We start from the raw sequence: 16858 nt of genomic DNA, 5'->3' as shown, positions 1-16858 counted from the left end.
CGACACTGCGAAATTGCCGATCAAACACGACCACCCCGACGCGCTTTCGAAATTCACCGGCGGCCTCGTGCGCCGCGCGCAGCAGCGCCACGTTGCGGTGTGGCTCAGCGAAGTCTCCGCCGAGATCACGAGCGTCCAGTACGCGGCGCTCGAGATCCTGCGCGCAACGCCCGGCGTGAATCAGCGGCAACTCGGCGACGAACTCGACGTGGACCGTTCAACAATCGCCGACCTTGTCGCGCGCATGGTTCGCAACGGTCTGATCGAACGGTCCGACGATCCCATCGACAAGCGCAGTTACGTGCTGTTCCTCACCGCGGCGGGTAAGAAGCAGCTTGCGAGCTTGCGTCCGCGTGTCGAGGAAGTGGAGCGCATTCTCACGGCGAGGCTCACTCAGCAGGAGACGCTGCAATTGCGGCGCCTGCTTCTGGCGCTGTTGCCGCCGCAGCCATAATGCTCCGTTACTTGTGGGGACGTTCCCCAGACTCGAGGTTCCTGTGACCTCTTCGGTGCGTGCGCGAAACAGTTCGCGAAAGTCTGCTTCAGAGCGATCCCAAGCTGGTACCTCGACGTCCGTTCCTGGCCCGCGCGCTGACTCTGATCCGGTTCCACATATGGCACCCTCTTGCACTGCGATTGACCTCACGAATGGCCACTAGCAGACGGCCGTTGAACAACCAGTCAAAGTCTGTCAGCGTACTCATTGCGGGCTCGCGCTCGCCAAAAAGCCTAGGGTATCGCACCACCCCCTCCCATTTTGCAACAGAGCCGCCGCGATTAAATTCAAAGAATCCGAATTGTCCTGCGTCGTTGCACAGTAACGAGCTACGCGTCTGTCAGCCACGGCGAAGCGACGTTATGGCGACGACGCCAACAGTTGCGCGAGATGCCCAGCCACCTGCTCGAGCGCGCTAAGGTTATAAGCGGCAAGCATCGCGTCCGCGTACCGGTGCAACGCGCTCGCCCCGCAGGCGGCCGGAGCATAGCCTTCAAAGCGCATCATGGGATTGAGCCATAGCACGCGCCGCGCGCGGCGTTTGAGCCATTGCAATTCGTTGTGCAGCACCTCGGGACTTCCGGTTTCCAGCCCGTCGGTGATGAGCACCACAACGGTACGTCCGCCTATGAACCGATGCGGATAACGTCGGCGCAATTCCCCAAGCGAGCCACCGATTCGTGTCCCTCCCGCGAAGTCGTCGATCGCCGCGTTCGCAAGCAGTAGCATCTCGTCGACATCGCCGCGCTGAAAAAACGGCGTCAAATCTGTAATGTGCGTGCCGAATGCGAACACATCCGTTCGCGACTCACGCGGTATGGCCGCGTGCAGGAAGGCGAGCAATACCCGCGCATACCGCTCCATGGAACCGGAGACGTCGACCATGGCAAGCAAGGGAAGCACTTGCCTCCGGCGCTTCGATCGTGGGAGGCGAATCAACTCGCCGCCGGTACGCACGCCTTCCCGCACTGCTTGCGGCCAATCGATCCGGTGGTCCCCCCTGTGACCAAGTGTCGTTCTGTAGCGCCTTGTCTGTTCGGCGGGAAGCGCCAGAGTAATGTCGCGCGCCAACCGCTGGACCTCACGATATTCACTCGCGTCGAGCGTATCGAAATCCGAATGCCTCAGCCGCTCCTTGTCGCTGGCCGCCATCGGGCCATCGAATCTGATGTGGTACTCGATGTCTGGTTTTGTTCGCAGTCCGGACCATTGCGGTGCCGAATCGCGGATCCGTCGACGTTCCTTCGGCGACTCCGCGCCTATGGCTTCACACGAAGCCTCCTGCCCATAGAGCAGATCACGCGAATCGCCGGCGCTAAACCACGCGGCAAAGAGCGCTCGAAAAACGAGCCGGTCCGCTTCCCGGCTGATCAAAACCGATTCGAGCGCCGCGCTAGCGTCTTCGCGTGCTGCGATTCCCACAAGCGAAATCGCCTTGACGCCAAGCGCTATCTTCGATGCATCCGTGCATACGCCGGCGGTGCGCAAGGCCCGTGCAAACGCAACGACGTGCTGTAAGAGTTGCGTGCTAGAGGGCCCGTGACGTTCAGGAACGGATGCTTCGCTCATCTGGCGAAGGCTCCGCTGGCTTGAAGGAAGCCTTCGACACGCTGGCGAGTCAACTCGTTGATGTCGTCAGGATCTTTGAAGAGCACGCCGGCCGTGTCGACGACGATGTCCGGATCAAGTTCGACAATGCCCAGCGCATTCAGCGCGCGAGCCCACTCCACCGTCTCCGCGACGCCCGGCACGCGATGGAAATCCGCCGTGCCCTGTGCTTCACGCAAATGCCGGGCAAACGCGGCGATCCGCTCGCCGAGAACCTCGCTTGTCTCAGGCACCTGTTGGAGAATGATCGACAGCTCACACTGCGCGTCCGGGAAATCGAGCCATTGATAAAGACAGCGGCGCTTGACCGCGTCGCTCAGGTCGCGTGTCCGGTTTCCAGTAAGAATCGTGACCGGCGGCACCTCCGCCTTGATCGTGCCGAGTTCGGGAATCGTCACTTGATATTCGCCGAGATACTCGAGCAGAAAAGCTTCAAACGGCTCATCGGCACGATCCACTTCGTCGATGAGTAATACCGTCCCTGGCGTTGGGGCCTGCAGCGCCTGCAGCAGCGGTCGCCGCAGAAGGTAGCGGCTGTCGTACAGCGTCGCTTCGCTGCCGCTACCCTTGCCTGCCGCCTCCGCCGCACGAATGTGCAGCAACTGTGCCGCGTAGTTCCATTCATACACGGCTTCGCGCTGCTCGAGCCCGTCATAGCATTGCAGACGAATCAGGCTGCGCTGCAGCATCTTTGCGAGCGCTTTGGCCAGTTCTGTCTTGCCCACGCCGGGCTCTCCTTCGAGCAGCAGCGGACGATTCAGCTTCAGTGCCAGAAACACCGCCGTGGCAAGGCGGCGGTTTGCGTAGTAGCCGACGTTGCGCAGGTTATCGACCACGCTGTCGATCGTCTGAAACCTCGCGCCCATCGCATCGCGGCTTTCGTCAGCGCGCTCATACCTGTCGATTGCCGCCCCTTCCGAATCCGTTACGCGCATTGCGCTTTCTCGAGCACGTTATCGGCCCAGCTCTCGCGTATATGCGGGAAGGTCAGTGGCAAGCCGTCGCCGAGCATTAGCTCGAGCACGCGCGGCGGCGTCAGCGGCAATTCGTAGACGCTCTTTCCGATGGCGTTCGACACCGCACATGCGACGGCCGCCGCCACATTGAGGATCGGCACTTCGCCAGCGCCTTTCACGCCCAGCGGCCCGATCGACGGTGCGCCTTCGTGGAGGTGAATATCCACGGGGACGACGTCTTGCGCTAGCGGAACCCGGAATGTGTCGAGCCCGGTCTGCCGAACGCGCCCTTCGCGGTCGATGCTGATCTCTTCGTGAAGCGCATAGCCGAGCCCTTGCACGACGCCACCCTGGATCTGGCCGCACACCGCACGCGGGTTGAGCGCACGGCCGACGTCCTGGACGACCGTGTACGAAAGCACCTCGACCTGCCCGGTATCCGGATCCACTGCGATCTCGCAATCGTGGACGGCGAACACGGGGATGTCGATTGCATCGAGGAAATGACCCGCGGCGCAACCGGGCATCGCCGCGACGCCCGGCCGCGTGAAAGCGCCGCTGCCCGCGAGCGGACCGACGGTCTTGTGTGCCCGTTCCACGACTTTCGAGATCGCGGTGCCTGAACCCTTCGCGCCGACGATCTCGACGCGCTCGTCGCGCAGAATCAGGTCGTCGACCGCCACTTCGAGCATTTCGGACGCCACATCGAGCAGTTTTTTTCGCACCTCTACGCTCGCCGCAAGGCTCGCCGCGCCGAGCGACACTGTCGTTCGCCCGCCGCCCACACCTACGTCGTATCCGGCCGAATCGGTGTCCGCTGCGCGAACGACAACGTTCTCTGGCTTGATGCCAAGCGAATGCGCGACGATCTGCGGAAGGGACTGCATCATCGATCCAGAGCCAAGCTCGACACCTGACGTCACGAGCGTCGCGCTGCCGTCGGCGTTGAGATTGACCGTGGCAGCCGACGGACCGACGAAGATGAACCAGGTGCCGACCACGGTCGCACGCCCGTAGAGGCGACCCGCAGCCAAGTGTTTTTTCGAGCCCTGCTCGTTGACGGCGTTCGCCATCTTGTCGAGCATGGGACCAAGGACGTTGCCTTGGAAGACTTGCCCCGTAGAGCCGCGATCTCTGTCGCCGATCACGTTGCGCCGGCGAAATTCGAACGGATCCATGCCGATCGCGGCGCAGATCTCGTCGGTATGCCGCTCGAGCGCGAACGTGTTGTACACGCCGTTACAGGCCCGGAACGCGCCGTTGGGCGGCGTATTCGTATAGACCGCGCGCGTCGAAATGCGCACCGAGCCGAGCCGATAGTTTCCGCCGAGCGTATGGGCGGTCATCGTCGTCAGAAAGATCTGCTCGCCGCCATAGGCGCCGCAATCCATGAGAACGACCGCTTCGCGCCCGACGATCTCGCCTTCGGGGGTCACGGCAGACCGAATCCGGATGTCCGCATTCTCACGGCACAGGCAGATCTGCATCTCCTCCTGGCGCGAATTCACGATGCGCACGGGTCGCCCAGTTGCGCGCGCGAGCAACGCGGCAAACGGCTCGAGCGCGCAGTCGAACTTGAGTCCGAATGCGCCGCCGACAGGTGGCACGGTGACGCGAACCTGACTCGGCGGAACGCCTAGCACGCGCGCCGTCGTATTGCGGATCGTCCACGGCACCTGGGTGGACGTTTCAATGTGGAAGCGCCCGTCCTCGTATCGGGCTACGACGGCGCGCGGTTCGAATGACAGGTGGTTCTGGCGGCCAACGCGAAACGTCGTATCGACGATCCGCACATCGGGACGCGCGAATGCCGCGTCGGTATCCCCGCGAACCACGGTCGCTTCCCATGCAATGTTGCCGCCGCGTGCGCCACCGTCGAACAGGACTTCGTAGCCCTTCCAGTCCGGATGGACGAGCGGGGCATCGTCCGCCAACGCCGCTTCCATCGTCAGCACGGCAGGCAGCGCCTCCCATTCGACGAGGATGGCGTCGGCGGCGGCGCACGCCTGTTCGAGCGTGTCCGCCGCTATCGCCGCAATCGGCTCACCGACGAAGCGGATCTGGTCGGTGGCGAACAGCTGCTCATCGGCAATGCCAATGCCGTGCCGAAACGGCGCATCGTCGCCGATAACAATCGCTCGAACGCCTGGCAACTGGCGCGCCTGTGTCACATCGAGGCTGACGATGCGCGCGGACGTCACCGTCGAGCGCAACACGAATCCATGCAGCATTCCCGGATGCACCTGATCGATCGTATAGCGCGTACGGCCCTGCAACTTGTCTCGCGCATCCCGTCTCGGGAAGTTCAGCACCGCGGTGGTTGGGTCGGACATGTCGGGTGATCCTTATTTGACGGTGGCGAGCGACACGGCCGCTTCGACGATGCGCTCGTAGCCGGTGCACCGGCAGAGGTTTCCGGACAACGCTGCCCTGATTTCCTCGCGCGTGGCGCCGGGAACGCGCGCCAGAAAGGCGGTCAACGTCATGACCATGCCGGGAAAGCACATCCCGCACTGCACGGCATCATGCGCTTCGAGCGCCGCTTGCATCGCGGACAAGTGCCCGTCTTTAGCCAGCGATTCGACCGTGACGACTTCGTGGTCCGCGAGCACGCCGATCGGCATCAGGCACGACACGGCTGGCTTCCCGTCGACGAGCACCGTGCAGGCGCCGCAAAAGCCTTCGCGACACACCGGCTTGACGCCGGTCAGAAAGAGCTCGTCGCGCAATACATCGATGAGCGGCGTCAGGGGGCCGCCGCGTACCGCGCATTCCTCGCCGTTGACTTTCAGGCAGATCGACAATTTCACCTCCCCTGTTGTTTCTCGAATTGCGCCTGAATGTCGGCGATCGCGCGATGGAGGAGCGCCGGAAGGACCTGGGTACGGTACCAACCCGGCGCCTCAACACCATCGCGACCTTTGAAGACGCGCAGATGCTGCGCCCCGATGAGCTTCGCGCGATCCGCGTCCAACGGACCTCCCACGAGCGCATTCTCCAGCTCGGGCCATCGGCGGGGCCTCGCTTCGACCGAGCCGACGGCGACAGTCGCGTGGCTCACGCGGCCATCCGGAGCGGCTTCGAGCGCCGCGCTGACGATAGCGACCGGATAGTCGCCCGCCTTGCGCAAAGGAAGCCTCGCATGCGCCGAGCAGTGAGCCCGCCGCGGTATCGATACGCGGCGCACGATGGCACCCGGCTCGAGCGACGCCTTCGCCTGCAGGAACGCTTCAACGGATGTTCTCGACGATCCGTTCACGGTCGCCAGTTCGACCTCGGCCGCGAGACTTATCAACGCAGGCACGAGATCGGCCGAAGGGAAGCCGGCCGAGCACAGGTTGCCCCCTATCGTCGCGACACCACGCACGGCAGGATTCGCCGATTTCTCTGCCGCATCGGTCAATACTTTCAACGACGGAACGCTGCCGAGCATCGCTGCCAACGCCTGATGGGTCACGCTGGCGCCAATGCTGATTTCGCGCTCGGTGACATCGATGGCGTTCATCTCCCCGATCGCCATAAGCGACACGTAGGCCTTCTTCAGCGGCTCGCGCCTGACAGGCGCTCGCATGATCCACGTTGCGCCAGCGATGGGCTCGCCATCGTGACCATAGTCGTGCAAAGCCGTGACTGCCTCTTCGACCGTCTTGGCCACGTACAGGTGAGGGGCGCGCTTCGAAACCATGCGGCTGTGTCCTTTAATGGGCTATGTTTTGCAAGACGAGCGCCCGGTCTACGACGGCTGACCGGCATCGACACCGCACACGTGTTCGAGATATCGCTTAGCGGTCACGACGCCTGCGATAGGCGGTAACTGCACGCCGTTCCTTGCAGCAGTCACCTCCGCCAGGATCGATACCGCAATCTCCGCTGGCGTTTTGCTGCCGATATAAATGCCGGCCGGCCCGCGCAACCGTGCTATTTGCTCGCCAGTCAGATCGAACTCGGCGAGACGTGCGCAGCGCGCAGCGCTATTGCGCCGCGAGCCGATCGCACCGACGTAGAACGCCGGCGTTTTCAATGCCTCCATCAGCGCCAGGTCATCGAGCTTGGGATCGTGCGTCAGCGTGATCACCGCGCTTCGCGTGTCGAGCTTCATGTCAATCACCGCGTCGTCCGGCATCGTGCGAACCACTGCCGGCTTCCAGTGCTCCAAGCACAAGCTCGATGCCGCTTCGCACACTTAACGGCTCGAGCACGAGCTCGATGGTGCCGCCGCATGGCAGGCCGAATCGATGTGCGTCGTCGGCGCTCACACCGTAGCGGCACACGACCGGAAGCGCTGGCTGAATTTCCGCGGCCCGCACCTTGCGGATCAAACCATCCTCGATACATCCGCCCGAGACCGAGCCTGCCAGCGCACCGTCTGCACGGATCGCGAGCATCGCTCCCTCCGGCCTCGGCGACGAGCCCCAGGTCCTCAACACCGTGACGAGCAGTACAGGCCATCCTTGCTTCAGCCACAAGGCGCTGCGCTTCAGGACTTCGAGATCTACGCTATCCATGGTTGAAGATCAGATCGTCGACGCGTTGCACCGACCGGATGGGTCACTACCGCTCCCTCGCCGGTGCCAAGGGGCAGCCGAATTCAGCTTACGAGTCGAAAAATGCCGCTGCCAGATACATGCGGAGCTTCTGATGCGCGCATTGTGTGGTTGCTGGAAGCAGCACAGCACCCCGTGTTTCGGCAAACGCTTCATTCCCCGACCGCTCAAACCCTTATTGTTCAAGGGTTTTCGGCGTTGTAGAGTCAGTCCAGCTGCTTTTTGGCGCCGCGAAAAATGATCTGTTTCATCTGTTCCTGATCCGCAAGCCTGCAGTGCCCATTCACCGTTCGAGGTTCGCGAGCATGAGGAGTGATACCACCAAGCCCGCGCCGGTTGCGCCAGCTTCACGGCAGACCTTCAATTTCGAAGTACCGGCGTCCGCGCTACGCGGTCGCAAGGCCCACGAGTGGGCCGATATGGTTCAGAGCAGCTACTTTCCGATGGACGTGAAGGTCGGTGCGGATTTTCGCGGCGGTTCGATCGAGAACATCGATGTCGGCGAGCTCAGAGTCTGTACCTTGCATAGCGATCCGATGGTGACGGAGCGCCATCAGTCCTATGCCCGTGCGGAGGCCGAGGAGTTTTACGTCATCGAAATGCCCGAGTTGAGCCCCGTGCTTATCCAGCAACGCGGACGCGACGCGCTGGTTGCTCCGGGAAACTTCACGCTGGTGAGCGGCGCGGAGCCTTACCGCTTCGCGAACCCGGAGCACCTTTGCCTGCGAACGTTGCGCATCCCGTGCCGGTCGCTGAGGTCGAGATTGCCCAGCGTGGATGACCGCGTAGCGCTCGTGGCCTCCGCGGCCGAACCTTGCGCGGGACTCTTTCTGGATTTCGCCGCGTCCTACTTCAGGCATGTCGCTGTGTTACCGGTCGAGGTCAGTGCGCGAGTCGAGCAGCAACTGCTCGACCTGCTCATCCTGGCTATCACGGGCGACGCGTCAACCAGCAACGAGACTTCAGTGCGCAGCGGTCACCGGCTTCGCGCGACGAGAATTATTGAACAGCGTTTCTCCGATCCGACCTTGCAGCCGGCCGACGTTGCGCGCGCGGTCGGCGTGTCGGAGCGATATCTGCAGAAGATATTCGGCGATAGCGGACAAACGATCACGAGCGTCATTCGCAATCGGCGGCTCGCCGAAGCCAAGCGGCTTCTCGCCAACCGGAAACAAAGCAGGCTCGGCATCACGCAGATCGCGCTGACCGTGGGGTTCTCCGATCCGGCCTACTTCAGCCGGATCTTTCGGCAGGACTGCGGCCATTCCCCCATCGACTATCAGTAAACGGCAGGGCTGAACCGCGACGACGGCCTTAGCCGGATCGATCGTTCCGCTTTCCTCGGCCGCCAGACGACCATCGGACCTCTTAGCGGGCGGCTCCAAAAATGAGCAATTGAGCGCCGGCTCGCGCCGAGCCGGCGATTCGTCCATTCCGCCTCAACCAGGCCGGTCAGGTCCAACACATTGGACGCTCGGGGACAAGACCGATTCTTTTCGACTTCGTAGAGTAGTGACAGGGCGGCGCGCCGTCATGGAGACCGGACGCGCGCCGTGCATAGCTAACCGCTGTCCGTCACATCGTAGTCGAGAGGATCCGTATCATGCTTTCCTTGTCCGCTGACCCGGCCAAATCCCTGACGCAAAAAATCGCCGATCACTTTCATACGCTGATTTCCGACGGCAAACTCCAATCCGGCATGAAGGTGCCATCGATCCGCAGCTTCGCGGAATCGCACGGCGTCAGCGTCTCGACCGTCGTCGACGCCTACGATCGCCTCGTGGCCGACGGCTCGCTCGTGCCCCGGCAAAACTCGGGGTTTTTCGTTCGAAGCTTCCAGCATGCGTCGTATCTGAATCAGGAAGCCGTTGCCAAAGAAGGCACTTCGTTCGACTCGCTGTGGATGCTGAACCGGATCTGGCAAAGCCACTCGGCGGAGATCAACCCAGGCTGCGGATGGCTGCCCGCGCGCTGGCTCGACGAGGAGGGTCTGCGCCGCACGCTGCGCAACTTGACGCTGCATTCGACAGGGTCGCTCGCCAGCTATGGCGCGCCGAAAGGTTACCTTCCTCTGCGCTGGAAGATATCCGACTGCCTGAACCAGCACGAGATCTACTGTCCGCCGGAACAGGTGCTGATGACGAGCGGCGCGGCCCATGCGCTGAGTCTGCTCATTCATCATCTGATCAAGCCCGGCGATACCGTGTTCGTCGATTCGCCCGGCTACAGCCTGCTGTTCGCGCATCTGAAGCGCATCGGCGTCAACCTGGTGGGTGTGCCGCTGACCTCCACCGGAGCCGACCTCGACGCGCTTGCGGAGTTGCTGGCCAAGCACGAACCGAAAGCGTACTTCACGAACCCGCGTCTTCACAATCCGACAGGCATCTCGTGCTCGCCCGCCACTGCGCACAAGATCCTGCAGCTCGCGGTAAAACATGACTTCCTCATCATCGAGGACGATGTCTGCGCAGACATCGACGCGGCGGTGCGCCGGCCGCTCGCGAGCCTCGATCAGCTGGAACGCGTGATCTATGTCGGCAGCTTCTCGAAGACGATATCGCCCAGCCTGCGGGTCGGCTACATCGCGGCCCACCCGGACCTGATCGAGGATCTGGCGCAACTTAAGATGGCGATGGGATTGACGAGCTCCGAGATCGGCGAACGCATCGTCTACCAGGTGCTCGTCGACGGACGCCATCGCAAGCATCTGAAGGGCCTTGGGGCGCAACTCGCGCAAGCGCAATGCACCGCGCGGCAGAAGCTCGGCGAAGCGGGCATGGTCATGTTCAACCAGGCGCCAGAGGGGCTCTTCGTCTGGGCCCGCCATCCTCACTATGAAGACTCCCGGGCGCTCTCCAGTCGCGCGCTGGACAAGGACATCTATCTCGCACCCGGGCATCTGTTCATGCATGACGAAGAATGCACTCCATGGTTGCGATTCAACGTCGGCTATTGCGACAGCAATGCGCTATTCGAGTTTCTCGCCGCCGCGTAAGCGGTCCTTTCTGGAGCGTGTTTCGCACCTTGCCGGCGCGCGAGTTCGGACTGGATCTTCATGACCGACTCCGTTGCCTCGCGGGTGCGTGTCGATAACAGCCGCACCTCGCCGGCGATCACGGAGAAGCCGCGTCCCGCCGTTCCGGCTCGGGCGGCCTCGACTGCGGCATTCAACGCAACCAGATTCGTCTGACGCGCAATGTCGCCGATGGTCGATACGATCTCGCCGATCTCCTTGATGCTCTCGAGCATGCTCGCCTTGAATACCTCCTCGGCGGCGCCGAGCTCCTGCGCAATCCTGGCCGAATGAATGTCCGTCAGCACCCCGACGGTCCTCAATGGCGCGCCATGCTTGTCGCGAACGCTCTGGCCTCGCGCGCGCACCCAACGGTATTCGCCGTTCTTGCAGCGCAGGCGATATTCGACTTCATACCCGGTACGCCCTGAACGGTCGGACAGATGCGCGATGAACGCCTGTCCGGCGCGTTCGCTGTCTTCCGGATGAAGCCTCGACGTCCAGCTCTCGGCAACATCGGGGAACTCCTCGATAGAAGAGAAGCCGAGTAGCTGCCGGACCTGATCGGACCACCAGAACACGTTCTTCGGATTAAGAGGATCGCCGGCGATGACCTCGATATCCCAAATGCCATCGGCGAACAGCTTCCGCGACAGCTCGAACCGGGCCCGCATTTTCTCGAACTCGTGATGGCGCTGCGAGGCTTCGTCGATATCGGCAAGCGTGCCGATCAGCGTGAAGCCGCCTTGGCCGTCCCCGTCCGCAGGCCGTTCGTAGCATCCGGCGATGCGCATCTCATACATGCGATATCCGCCGCGGCGATGCTTGGCCCGGTGAACCACGGTCGTCGTCACGTTGTGCTTCCCTTCGGCCGCAGATCGCCATGCCGCGAGCAACGCGATCTGGTCATCCGGATGCACGCACGCGATCCATGCGTCGAGCAGGGGATAAAATTCGTCGTGGCCATACCCCAGCAATTCGCAGAACCGCTCGGACCATGCGCTCGCCGTTTTGCCGATTAGCGACGCATCGTCGGTCAGGTGAACCTCCCACCACCCGCAATCCATCGCCCGTTGCATCGCTTCGAGCCGGACCCTGAGCGCGTCGTTCTCCCGCTCGAGCAGTTCGCCCTGCTCTCGCAACGTTGAGATGCTCGAAATCAGCAGGTCCTCGTGATTGTCGTTCTTTGCCGACTCAGGCCCACTACGCTGACCGAACCATTTCATGCATTCCTCCGTCGATGATTGCAACCCGGCCTCGCGAACCTGCACGTTGTTGACGAGGCATCACACTGCCTATCCATTCGAAACCGGACGCATGCGCACCGAAGCAGCATGCGTCCCGCCGCGGGGAAGAACCTCGATCAGAACGAATGCGTGATCCCGACGCGGGTCGCGACTTGCCGCTTCGAGCCCGACGGATTGAAGCCCGCGATCTGCGCAACCGTCGCATCGCCCTGCGCGTTTTGGCCGGCCGCCATCGCATAGACCGACGTGCGCTTCGACAACGCATATTGAGCGATCAGGTTGATCTGCTCGTACTTCGGCGACTTGTCCGTCGCATCGTCGTGGCCGACGGTGTAGGTAAACCCGCCGCCAACCAGGAGCGCAGCCGTCACCTGATACGTTGCGGACAACTCGTAGTTCTGGAACGTCAGGTTGGCGCCGCCGGCTTTCGGACGAAACACCGTGTTCGAAAAATCCGCGGACACCTTGAACGCCCCCTGTTTGTAGGCCGCGCCCAAAGCAAGCACGGATTGACTGCGCGCAGCGGCCAGCGCATCGCCGTAGACCGCGTTGGCGAAGCCGCCGCCCGACACGTAACCCGCAACCGCCGTCGAGGGATCGTTGATATGCAGGTAGCCGACAGCGGCGCTAGCGTTCGTGCCGTTGTAGGCAACCGCGGCGCTGTAAGTCGAGTTTGTCGAGAACTGCCCTGCGACGCCGCCCGGCGAGTAATGGCCTTCGAACGTCACCCCGCCGAGCGTCGGACTCACATATTTGATTGCGTTGGGTACGGAGAACCCGTTGTCGAGGTTGTCCATGTCGTTTGGGTGCGAGAAATACCAGCCGCCGTATTGACCGTTCAGCGTGAACGACTCCAACAAATCGACGTTCGCATCCCACTGCCGGCCGAACGTGAGCGTCCCGAACCGGTCCGACGACAAGCCGACGTATGCGTTGCGCGAAAACGCGAGCCCGCCGCCCAGCCCACCGGTCGCCGCATCGAAGCCGCTCTCGAGACGGAACACCGTCCGCAGGCCGCCGCCGAGGTCTTCATCGCCCTTCAGTCCCCAGCGGCTCCCGAGCGGCACCCCGCTTTGCATCTGGACCAGCCTGGCACTGGTTCCCGCGATCGCCCTCCCGCTCGACGCTTTGCTCACATTGTTCGCGTAGTCAATGCCGAGATCGACGATACCGTACAACGTCACCGTGTTTTGCGCGCGTGCCCCCAAGGAGATCAGCGCAAGCGTTGCCCCTACCACTGCAGCCTTTTTCATCACTTTGTTTCCCATCGTTGTCGGTTTGCGTCCCGAAATGGACGCGATCTAATTGTTTGACGCCCGCTCCGACCGTCTTCAGACGGCCGAAGCTCGAGCTAGATGTCTTATCGTTTTGCCAGGCGGGCCGGTGCTGGGTTCGCGTTACGCGAACTCGCGCACGAAATGCCGCTTGCTGGCGAGCGAGAGTCCGATGCGATAGATGATCGCGGAGGACACGGCTGCCGCGGGTGCGGAGAACGTTGCGGTGGTGCCGCCGGCTTCGAGCAACGCAATGCCGAGCGCCGACGACGCGAGCCACGCAACGAGGCCGCACGGGTTGAACGCGACCACGTGTTCTGACCGGTACTCGATCTCTTTGCCGAAGATCGCCTCGTAGTGCGGAGACAAGATATGCATGACGGCGATCCCGACCCACGCGACGACGAAGATGCCTTGAAACGCCAATGCCTGGAGGATGAAGCTGAAGACGTTCGTCAGCATCAGGAAATAGACCATCACGCCTGCCACCACGGACCAGAAGAATTTCGGCAGATGCAGGCCGAACACGGCGGTGAAGAACGAATGCATGTTGGTCGACGCCAGATAGAAATTGGCAGTATTGATTCTGGTCTGGCTTACCCAGACAAACATCAGCCCGACGAAACCCATCAGCTTGAGCAGCGCGAAGACCACTGACACTTCGCTTAACGCAACATTGCCGGCCAACGTGCTCGCCAGGAAGATTCCGGCGATGCCGTTGATCACGAACGTGAATGTATAGAACGCCCAGCCGAAGTTGAATTTCGCGTGGTACTGCGCATCCGACGCGCGTCCGAAGCGGGCGTAGTCCCACGTGTACATCATCATGATCCAAACGCCCATGAACGCGGTAAAGCAATTCCACCAGCCGTAGGGCTTCGCGCCGCTTGCCGGGCCCAAATGGAGCCAGGCCGTATGGTCGCCGCCGCTCAACAGGGCGGTAACGACAGCCCCCACCAGCCCGAGCAGGTAGAACGGCAGCAGTACGCCGTTGAACTTGTCGAGCCACGTCTGCACGCTGCCGAACACGAGCAGCACGCTGTAGACGACGACGATCAGGTAAGCGAGCTTCACGGAGACGGCCGGGAAGTAGGCATTGATCGCCACGGCGATGACCGACCCCTCGAATAGCGCGTAGTAAATGGCCGTGGCAAAGAAGATCAGCGTGGCCAGTGCGGCGCCCGCCCTGCCGAACAGCACGCGGGAAAACAACGCGACCGACAAGCCGTTCGAGATCACGTACCGCACGATGACCTGATTGACCAGCGCATAAACCACGACGGAAAGCCCAAGCCCGATCAGGGTATTGACCGTGCCGAAATTGATCGCGAGCGTTGCGGACACCACGAGCCAGAACATCGCGCTGCACGTCGCCCACCATGCCATCGTCAAGGACAGTTTCGACATCCTTGCATTTGCCGGAACGGCGCTCGCCGAGTACCCATCGTCCTGGCCGTCCTGTTGTGCCTTCAGTTCCATATGCGCTCCACGTAACGAATGAATTCGGCCCGGCTCGATTACCATGAAGCCAGGACCAGTAAGAACTCAAATCAACCAGCTTCGGTCGCCGACGCGGCGATCAATCCGTCCGCGTCGGCGTGGTCTCCTTTGTTGTAGAAATTCAGCTCATGTCGGTCAGCACGTAGACGCCAGTGGCGTCGAGGCGTGCTTGCCACTTCGGCGGCAACACGATCGAAGTCGTGACTTCTTCGATCACCGCCGGACCCGCGACCACGTCGTCGGCACCAAGACGCGTGCCGTCGTACACGGGCGACGACAGCGTTTCGATGTCCAGGCCGTTGCCGAAGATCATGTCGCGGTGCGCCTTGACGACGACCGCTGGGTCGCCGACGCCAGGCGGAATGGCCTGCGGCGGCGGTTGGTCGAGCTCGCCGTACACGGTGCTTTCCAGGTTGACGATCTCCACCTGGCTGTCATGCTCCGCATACGTGTAAAGGGCCTTGTGGCGGGCGTCGAACATCTCGCGGATGCTGTCGATCGTGTCGACATCCACGTTCATCGAACCGATCGTGACCGAGCATTCGTGGACCTGGCCGCAGTACCGCATGTCGAGCTGGCGCTCGATGCGGATGCGCTCGCGGGTGAAGCCCTCGTTCTGCAGTGCCGTGATGGCATCCGCTTCGAGCCGTTCGAACTGCTGTTGAACGCGTCCAAGCGCGGCATGCTTTTCCACCCGCATCGGGCAAGCCGCCATGTAGTTGTATTTCACGTCGGACAGCAATTGTCCGAATGCGCACAGCCCCGATGCAAGCTTCGGCACGAGCACCGTCTTGACGCCGATCTCGCGCGCGAGCGCCGCAATGTGCAGCGACGTCGCGCCGCCGGCCGCGATCAGCACGAAGTCGCGCGGATCATAACCGCGTTCGATCGACACCCGGCGGATGCCGTTGATCATGTTGACGTTCACGATGTTGTAGATGCCGTACGCGGCCTTCCCGGCGGTAAGGCCCAACGGCCTGGCGATCTTCGCGTCGATCGCCGTGCGCGATGCATGGCCATCGATTTTCACGCGGCCGCCGAGCAGCGATACTGGATTCAGATAGCCGAGCGCGACATTCGCATCGGTCACGGTGGGCTGCTCGCCGCCACGCATGTAGCAGGCCGGTCCCGGGATGGCTCCCGCACTCTGCGGGCCGACTTTGAGCAGCCCCATCGGATCGATCCACGCAATCGAGCCGCCGCCCGCGCCGAGGGTCTCGACCTGGATCATCGGGGTACCGATCCGGTAGCGCAGGAAGTCGATGTCCTTGTTGACGTTCGTCACGCCGTCCTTCGTCAACGTGATATCGAACGACGTGCCGCCCATGTCGACGGTAATGAGGTTGCGGTAGCCAAACGGCTTCGCGGCGAACAGTGCGGCCTGCGGCGCGGACGCCGGGCCCGAGTTGATCGCGTTGACCGCACGCGCGCCCATCGCCCTGGGCGACGCCATCCCGCCGTTCGATTGATAAAACCGCACTGGTGCTTTCAGTCCGTTATCGACGTAGAAGTTCTCAATACGGCTGACATAGCGTGTGAGCACGGGCCCGAGATACGCGTTCACCACCGTGGTCGAGGTCCGCGTGTACTCGCGCATCTGCGGGAATACTTCGAGGCCGACCGATACGTACACGTCGGGCAGCATCTCGCGAACGATCTCGGCCGCGCGCCGCTCGTGCACGCCGTTCGACACCGACCAGACGAACGAGATCGCGACGGCCTCGACGCCTTGCGCGCGGAACAGCTCGCACGCGTCGCGCACGTCGTCCTCGTTCATCGGCGTATGAATCGTGCCGTCCGCGAGGACTCGCTCACGAATTGGCCGGCGCAAATAGCGCTCGACGAGCATCGTTGCAGGCGGGTACCTGGCGTCGTAGCGATGGCCCTCTTCCTTGTGGCCGAGGCGGATTTCGAGCGAGTCCTCATGACCCGACGTGCAGATCAGCCCGGTTTTGACGCCCTTGTGCTGAATCAGCGCGTTCAGTGCGACGGTGGTGCCGTTCACGCACAAATCCAGATTCGCGAGGATTTCGCTGACCGGCTTGCCGAGCGCCTCGGAGATTTGCGCGAGACCGTCCGCAATCGCGCGTGTGCCATCTTCCGGCGTCGACGTTGCCTTGAAGAGGCGGGTCTGGCCTGCGCCATCGGCGAGGACGAAATCGGTGAAGGTGCCGCCCGCATCCACACCCAGGCGGTATCGTGTATTCGTCATGTCAAAAC

12 protein-coding genes and 1 pseudogene are annotated in these 16858 nt (G+C 62.4%); 3 read left to right on the top strand and 10 right to left on the bottom strand.

From position 1 onward, the window contains the following. Positions 1 to 13 precede the first annotated feature (13 nt). On the top strand, positions 14 to 454 hold the full coding sequence (locus tag C0Z16_RS24890; RefSeq protein ID WP_102634713.1) for a MarR family winged helix-turn-helix transcriptional regulator: 441 nt from the start codon (positions 14 to 16) through the stop codon (positions 452 to 454). Between the two features lie 402 nt (positions 455 to 856). Here the strand turns inward: C0Z16_RS24890 and C0Z16_RS24885 are convergent, their stop codons facing one another. The 6 genes and pseudogenes from C0Z16_RS24885 to C0Z16_RS24860 form a co-directional block, all read right to left on the bottom strand. Further along, a complete protein-coding gene (locus tag C0Z16_RS24885; protein WP_102634712.1) occupies positions 857 to 2065 on the bottom strand; it encodes a vWA domain-containing protein in 1209 nt (402 codons plus the stop codon). After that, complete coding sequence (locus tag C0Z16_RS24880; protein ID WP_102634757.1) at positions 2062 to 2970, bottom strand: AAA family ATPase; 909 nt, start codon at positions 2968 to 2970, stop codon at positions 2062 to 2064. The genes C0Z16_RS24885 and C0Z16_RS24880 overlap by 4 nt, the downstream gene beginning before the upstream one ends. A gap of 59 nt (positions 2971 to 3029) precedes the next feature. Beyond that, entirely contained in the window at positions 3030 to 5393 is a 2364-nt protein-coding gene (locus tag C0Z16_RS24875; protein WP_102634711.1) for a xanthine dehydrogenase family protein molybdopterin-binding subunit, read from the bottom strand. Between the two features lie 12 nt (positions 5394 to 5405). After that, complete coding sequence (locus C0Z16_RS24870; protein ID WP_244201353.1) at positions 5406 to 5870, bottom strand: (2Fe-2S)-binding protein; 465 nt, start codon at positions 5868 to 5870, stop codon at positions 5406 to 5408. Beyond that, positions 5867 to 6745: an FAD binding domain-containing protein gene (locus C0Z16_RS24865; protein ID WP_102634710.1), complete on the bottom strand. Its 879-nt coding sequence runs from the start codon at positions 6743 to 6745 to the stop codon at positions 5867 to 5869. Before C0Z16_RS24865 ends, C0Z16_RS24870 begins: the two co-directional genes overlap by 4 nt. 48 nt (positions 6746 to 6793) lie before the next feature. Beyond that, positions 6794 to 7565: pseudogene (locus C0Z16_RS24860) on the bottom strand (XdhC family protein). Positions 7566 to 7711: 146 nt separating this feature from the next. Between C0Z16_RS24860 and C0Z16_RS24855 the strand changes: the two are divergent. Both C0Z16_RS24855 and C0Z16_RS24850 read left to right on the top strand, forming a co-directional pair. After that, entirely contained in the window at positions 7712 to 8890 is a 1179-nt protein-coding gene (locus tag C0Z16_RS24855) for an AraC family transcriptional regulator (RefSeq protein ID WP_158244517.1), read from the top strand. Positions 8891 to 9207: 317 nt separating this feature from the next. Further along, complete coding sequence (locus C0Z16_RS24850; protein ID WP_102634708.1) at positions 9208 to 10599, top strand: aminotransferase-like domain-containing protein; 1392 nt, start codon at positions 9208 to 9210, stop codon at positions 10597 to 10599. Here C0Z16_RS24850 and C0Z16_RS39370 read toward each other — a convergent pair. From C0Z16_RS39370 to capA, 4 genes are all read right to left on the bottom strand, one after another. Beyond that, positions 10554 to 11843: a methyl-accepting chemotaxis protein gene (locus C0Z16_RS39370; RefSeq protein ID WP_102634707.1), complete on the bottom strand. Its 1290-nt coding sequence runs from the start codon at positions 11841 to 11843 to the stop codon at positions 10554 to 10556. The genes C0Z16_RS24850 and C0Z16_RS39370 overlap by 46 nt on opposite strands. Before the next feature lie 137 nt (positions 11844 to 11980). Beyond that, complete coding sequence (locus C0Z16_RS24840) at positions 11981 to 13117, bottom strand: porin (RefSeq protein WP_167403558.1); 1137 nt, start codon at positions 13115 to 13117, stop codon at positions 11981 to 11983. Positions 13118 to 13261: 144 nt separating this feature from the next. After that, the gene (locus C0Z16_RS24835; protein WP_167403557.1) at positions 13262 to 14617 is read right to left on the bottom strand and encodes a purine-cytosine permease family protein; all 1356 of its coding nucleotides are present in this window, start codon (positions 14615 to 14617) and stop codon (positions 13262 to 13264) included. A gap of 142 nt (positions 14618 to 14759) precedes the next feature. Continuing rightward, positions 14760 to 16850, bottom strand: a complete 2091-nt coding sequence (capA, locus tag C0Z16_RS24830; protein WP_102634706.1) for a caprolactamase subunit alpha — start codon at positions 16848 to 16850, stop codon at positions 14760 to 14762. Between the last annotated feature and the right edge of the window lie 8 nt (positions 16851 to 16858).

The sequence above is a fragment of the Paraburkholderia rhynchosiae genome (genome assembly GCF_002879865.1).
Classification (GTDB): Bacteria; Pseudomonadota; Gammaproteobacteria; order Burkholderiales; family Burkholderiaceae; genus Paraburkholderia; species Paraburkholderia rhynchosiae.
Note: the sequence above shows the minus strand (reverse complement) of the source record. Positions and strands in the feature narration are given on the sequence as shown.

Bases quoted from the DNA above. Each gene is read 5' to 3' on its own strand.
- C0Z16_RS24885 (WP_102634712.1), bottom strand. From the start codon at position 2,065: ATGAGCGAAGCATCCGTTCCTGAACGTCACGGGCCCTCTAGCACGCAA.
- C0Z16_RS24880 (WP_102634757.1), bottom strand. From the start codon at position 2,970: ATGGGCGCGAGGTTTCAGACGATCGACAGCGTGGTCGATAACCTGCGC.
- C0Z16_RS24875 (WP_102634711.1), bottom strand. From the start codon at position 5,393: ATGTCCGACCCAACCACCGCGGTGCTGAACTTCCCGAGACGGGATGCG.
- C0Z16_RS24865 (WP_102634710.1), bottom strand. From the start codon at position 6,745: ATGGTTTCGAAGCGCGCCCCTCACCTGTACGTGGCCAAGACGGTCGAA.
- C0Z16_RS24850 (WP_102634708.1), top strand. From the start codon at position 9,208: ATGCTTTCCTTGTCCGCTGACCCGGCCAAATCCCTGACGCAAAAAATC.
- C0Z16_RS39370 (WP_102634707.1), bottom strand. From the start codon at position 11,843: ATGAAATGGTTCGGTCAGCGTAGTGGGCCTGAGTCGGCAAAGAACGAC.
- C0Z16_RS24840 (WP_167403558.1), bottom strand. From the start codon at position 13,117: ATGAAAAAGGCTGCAGTGGTAGGGGCAACGCTTGCGCTGATCTCCTTG.
- C0Z16_RS24835 (WP_167403557.1), bottom strand. From the start codon at position 14,617: ATGGAACTGAAGGCACAACAGGACGGCCAGGACGATGGGTACTCGGCG.
- capA (WP_102634706.1), bottom strand. From the start codon at position 16,850: ATGACGAATACACGATACCGCCTGGGTGTGGATGCGGGCGGCACCTTC.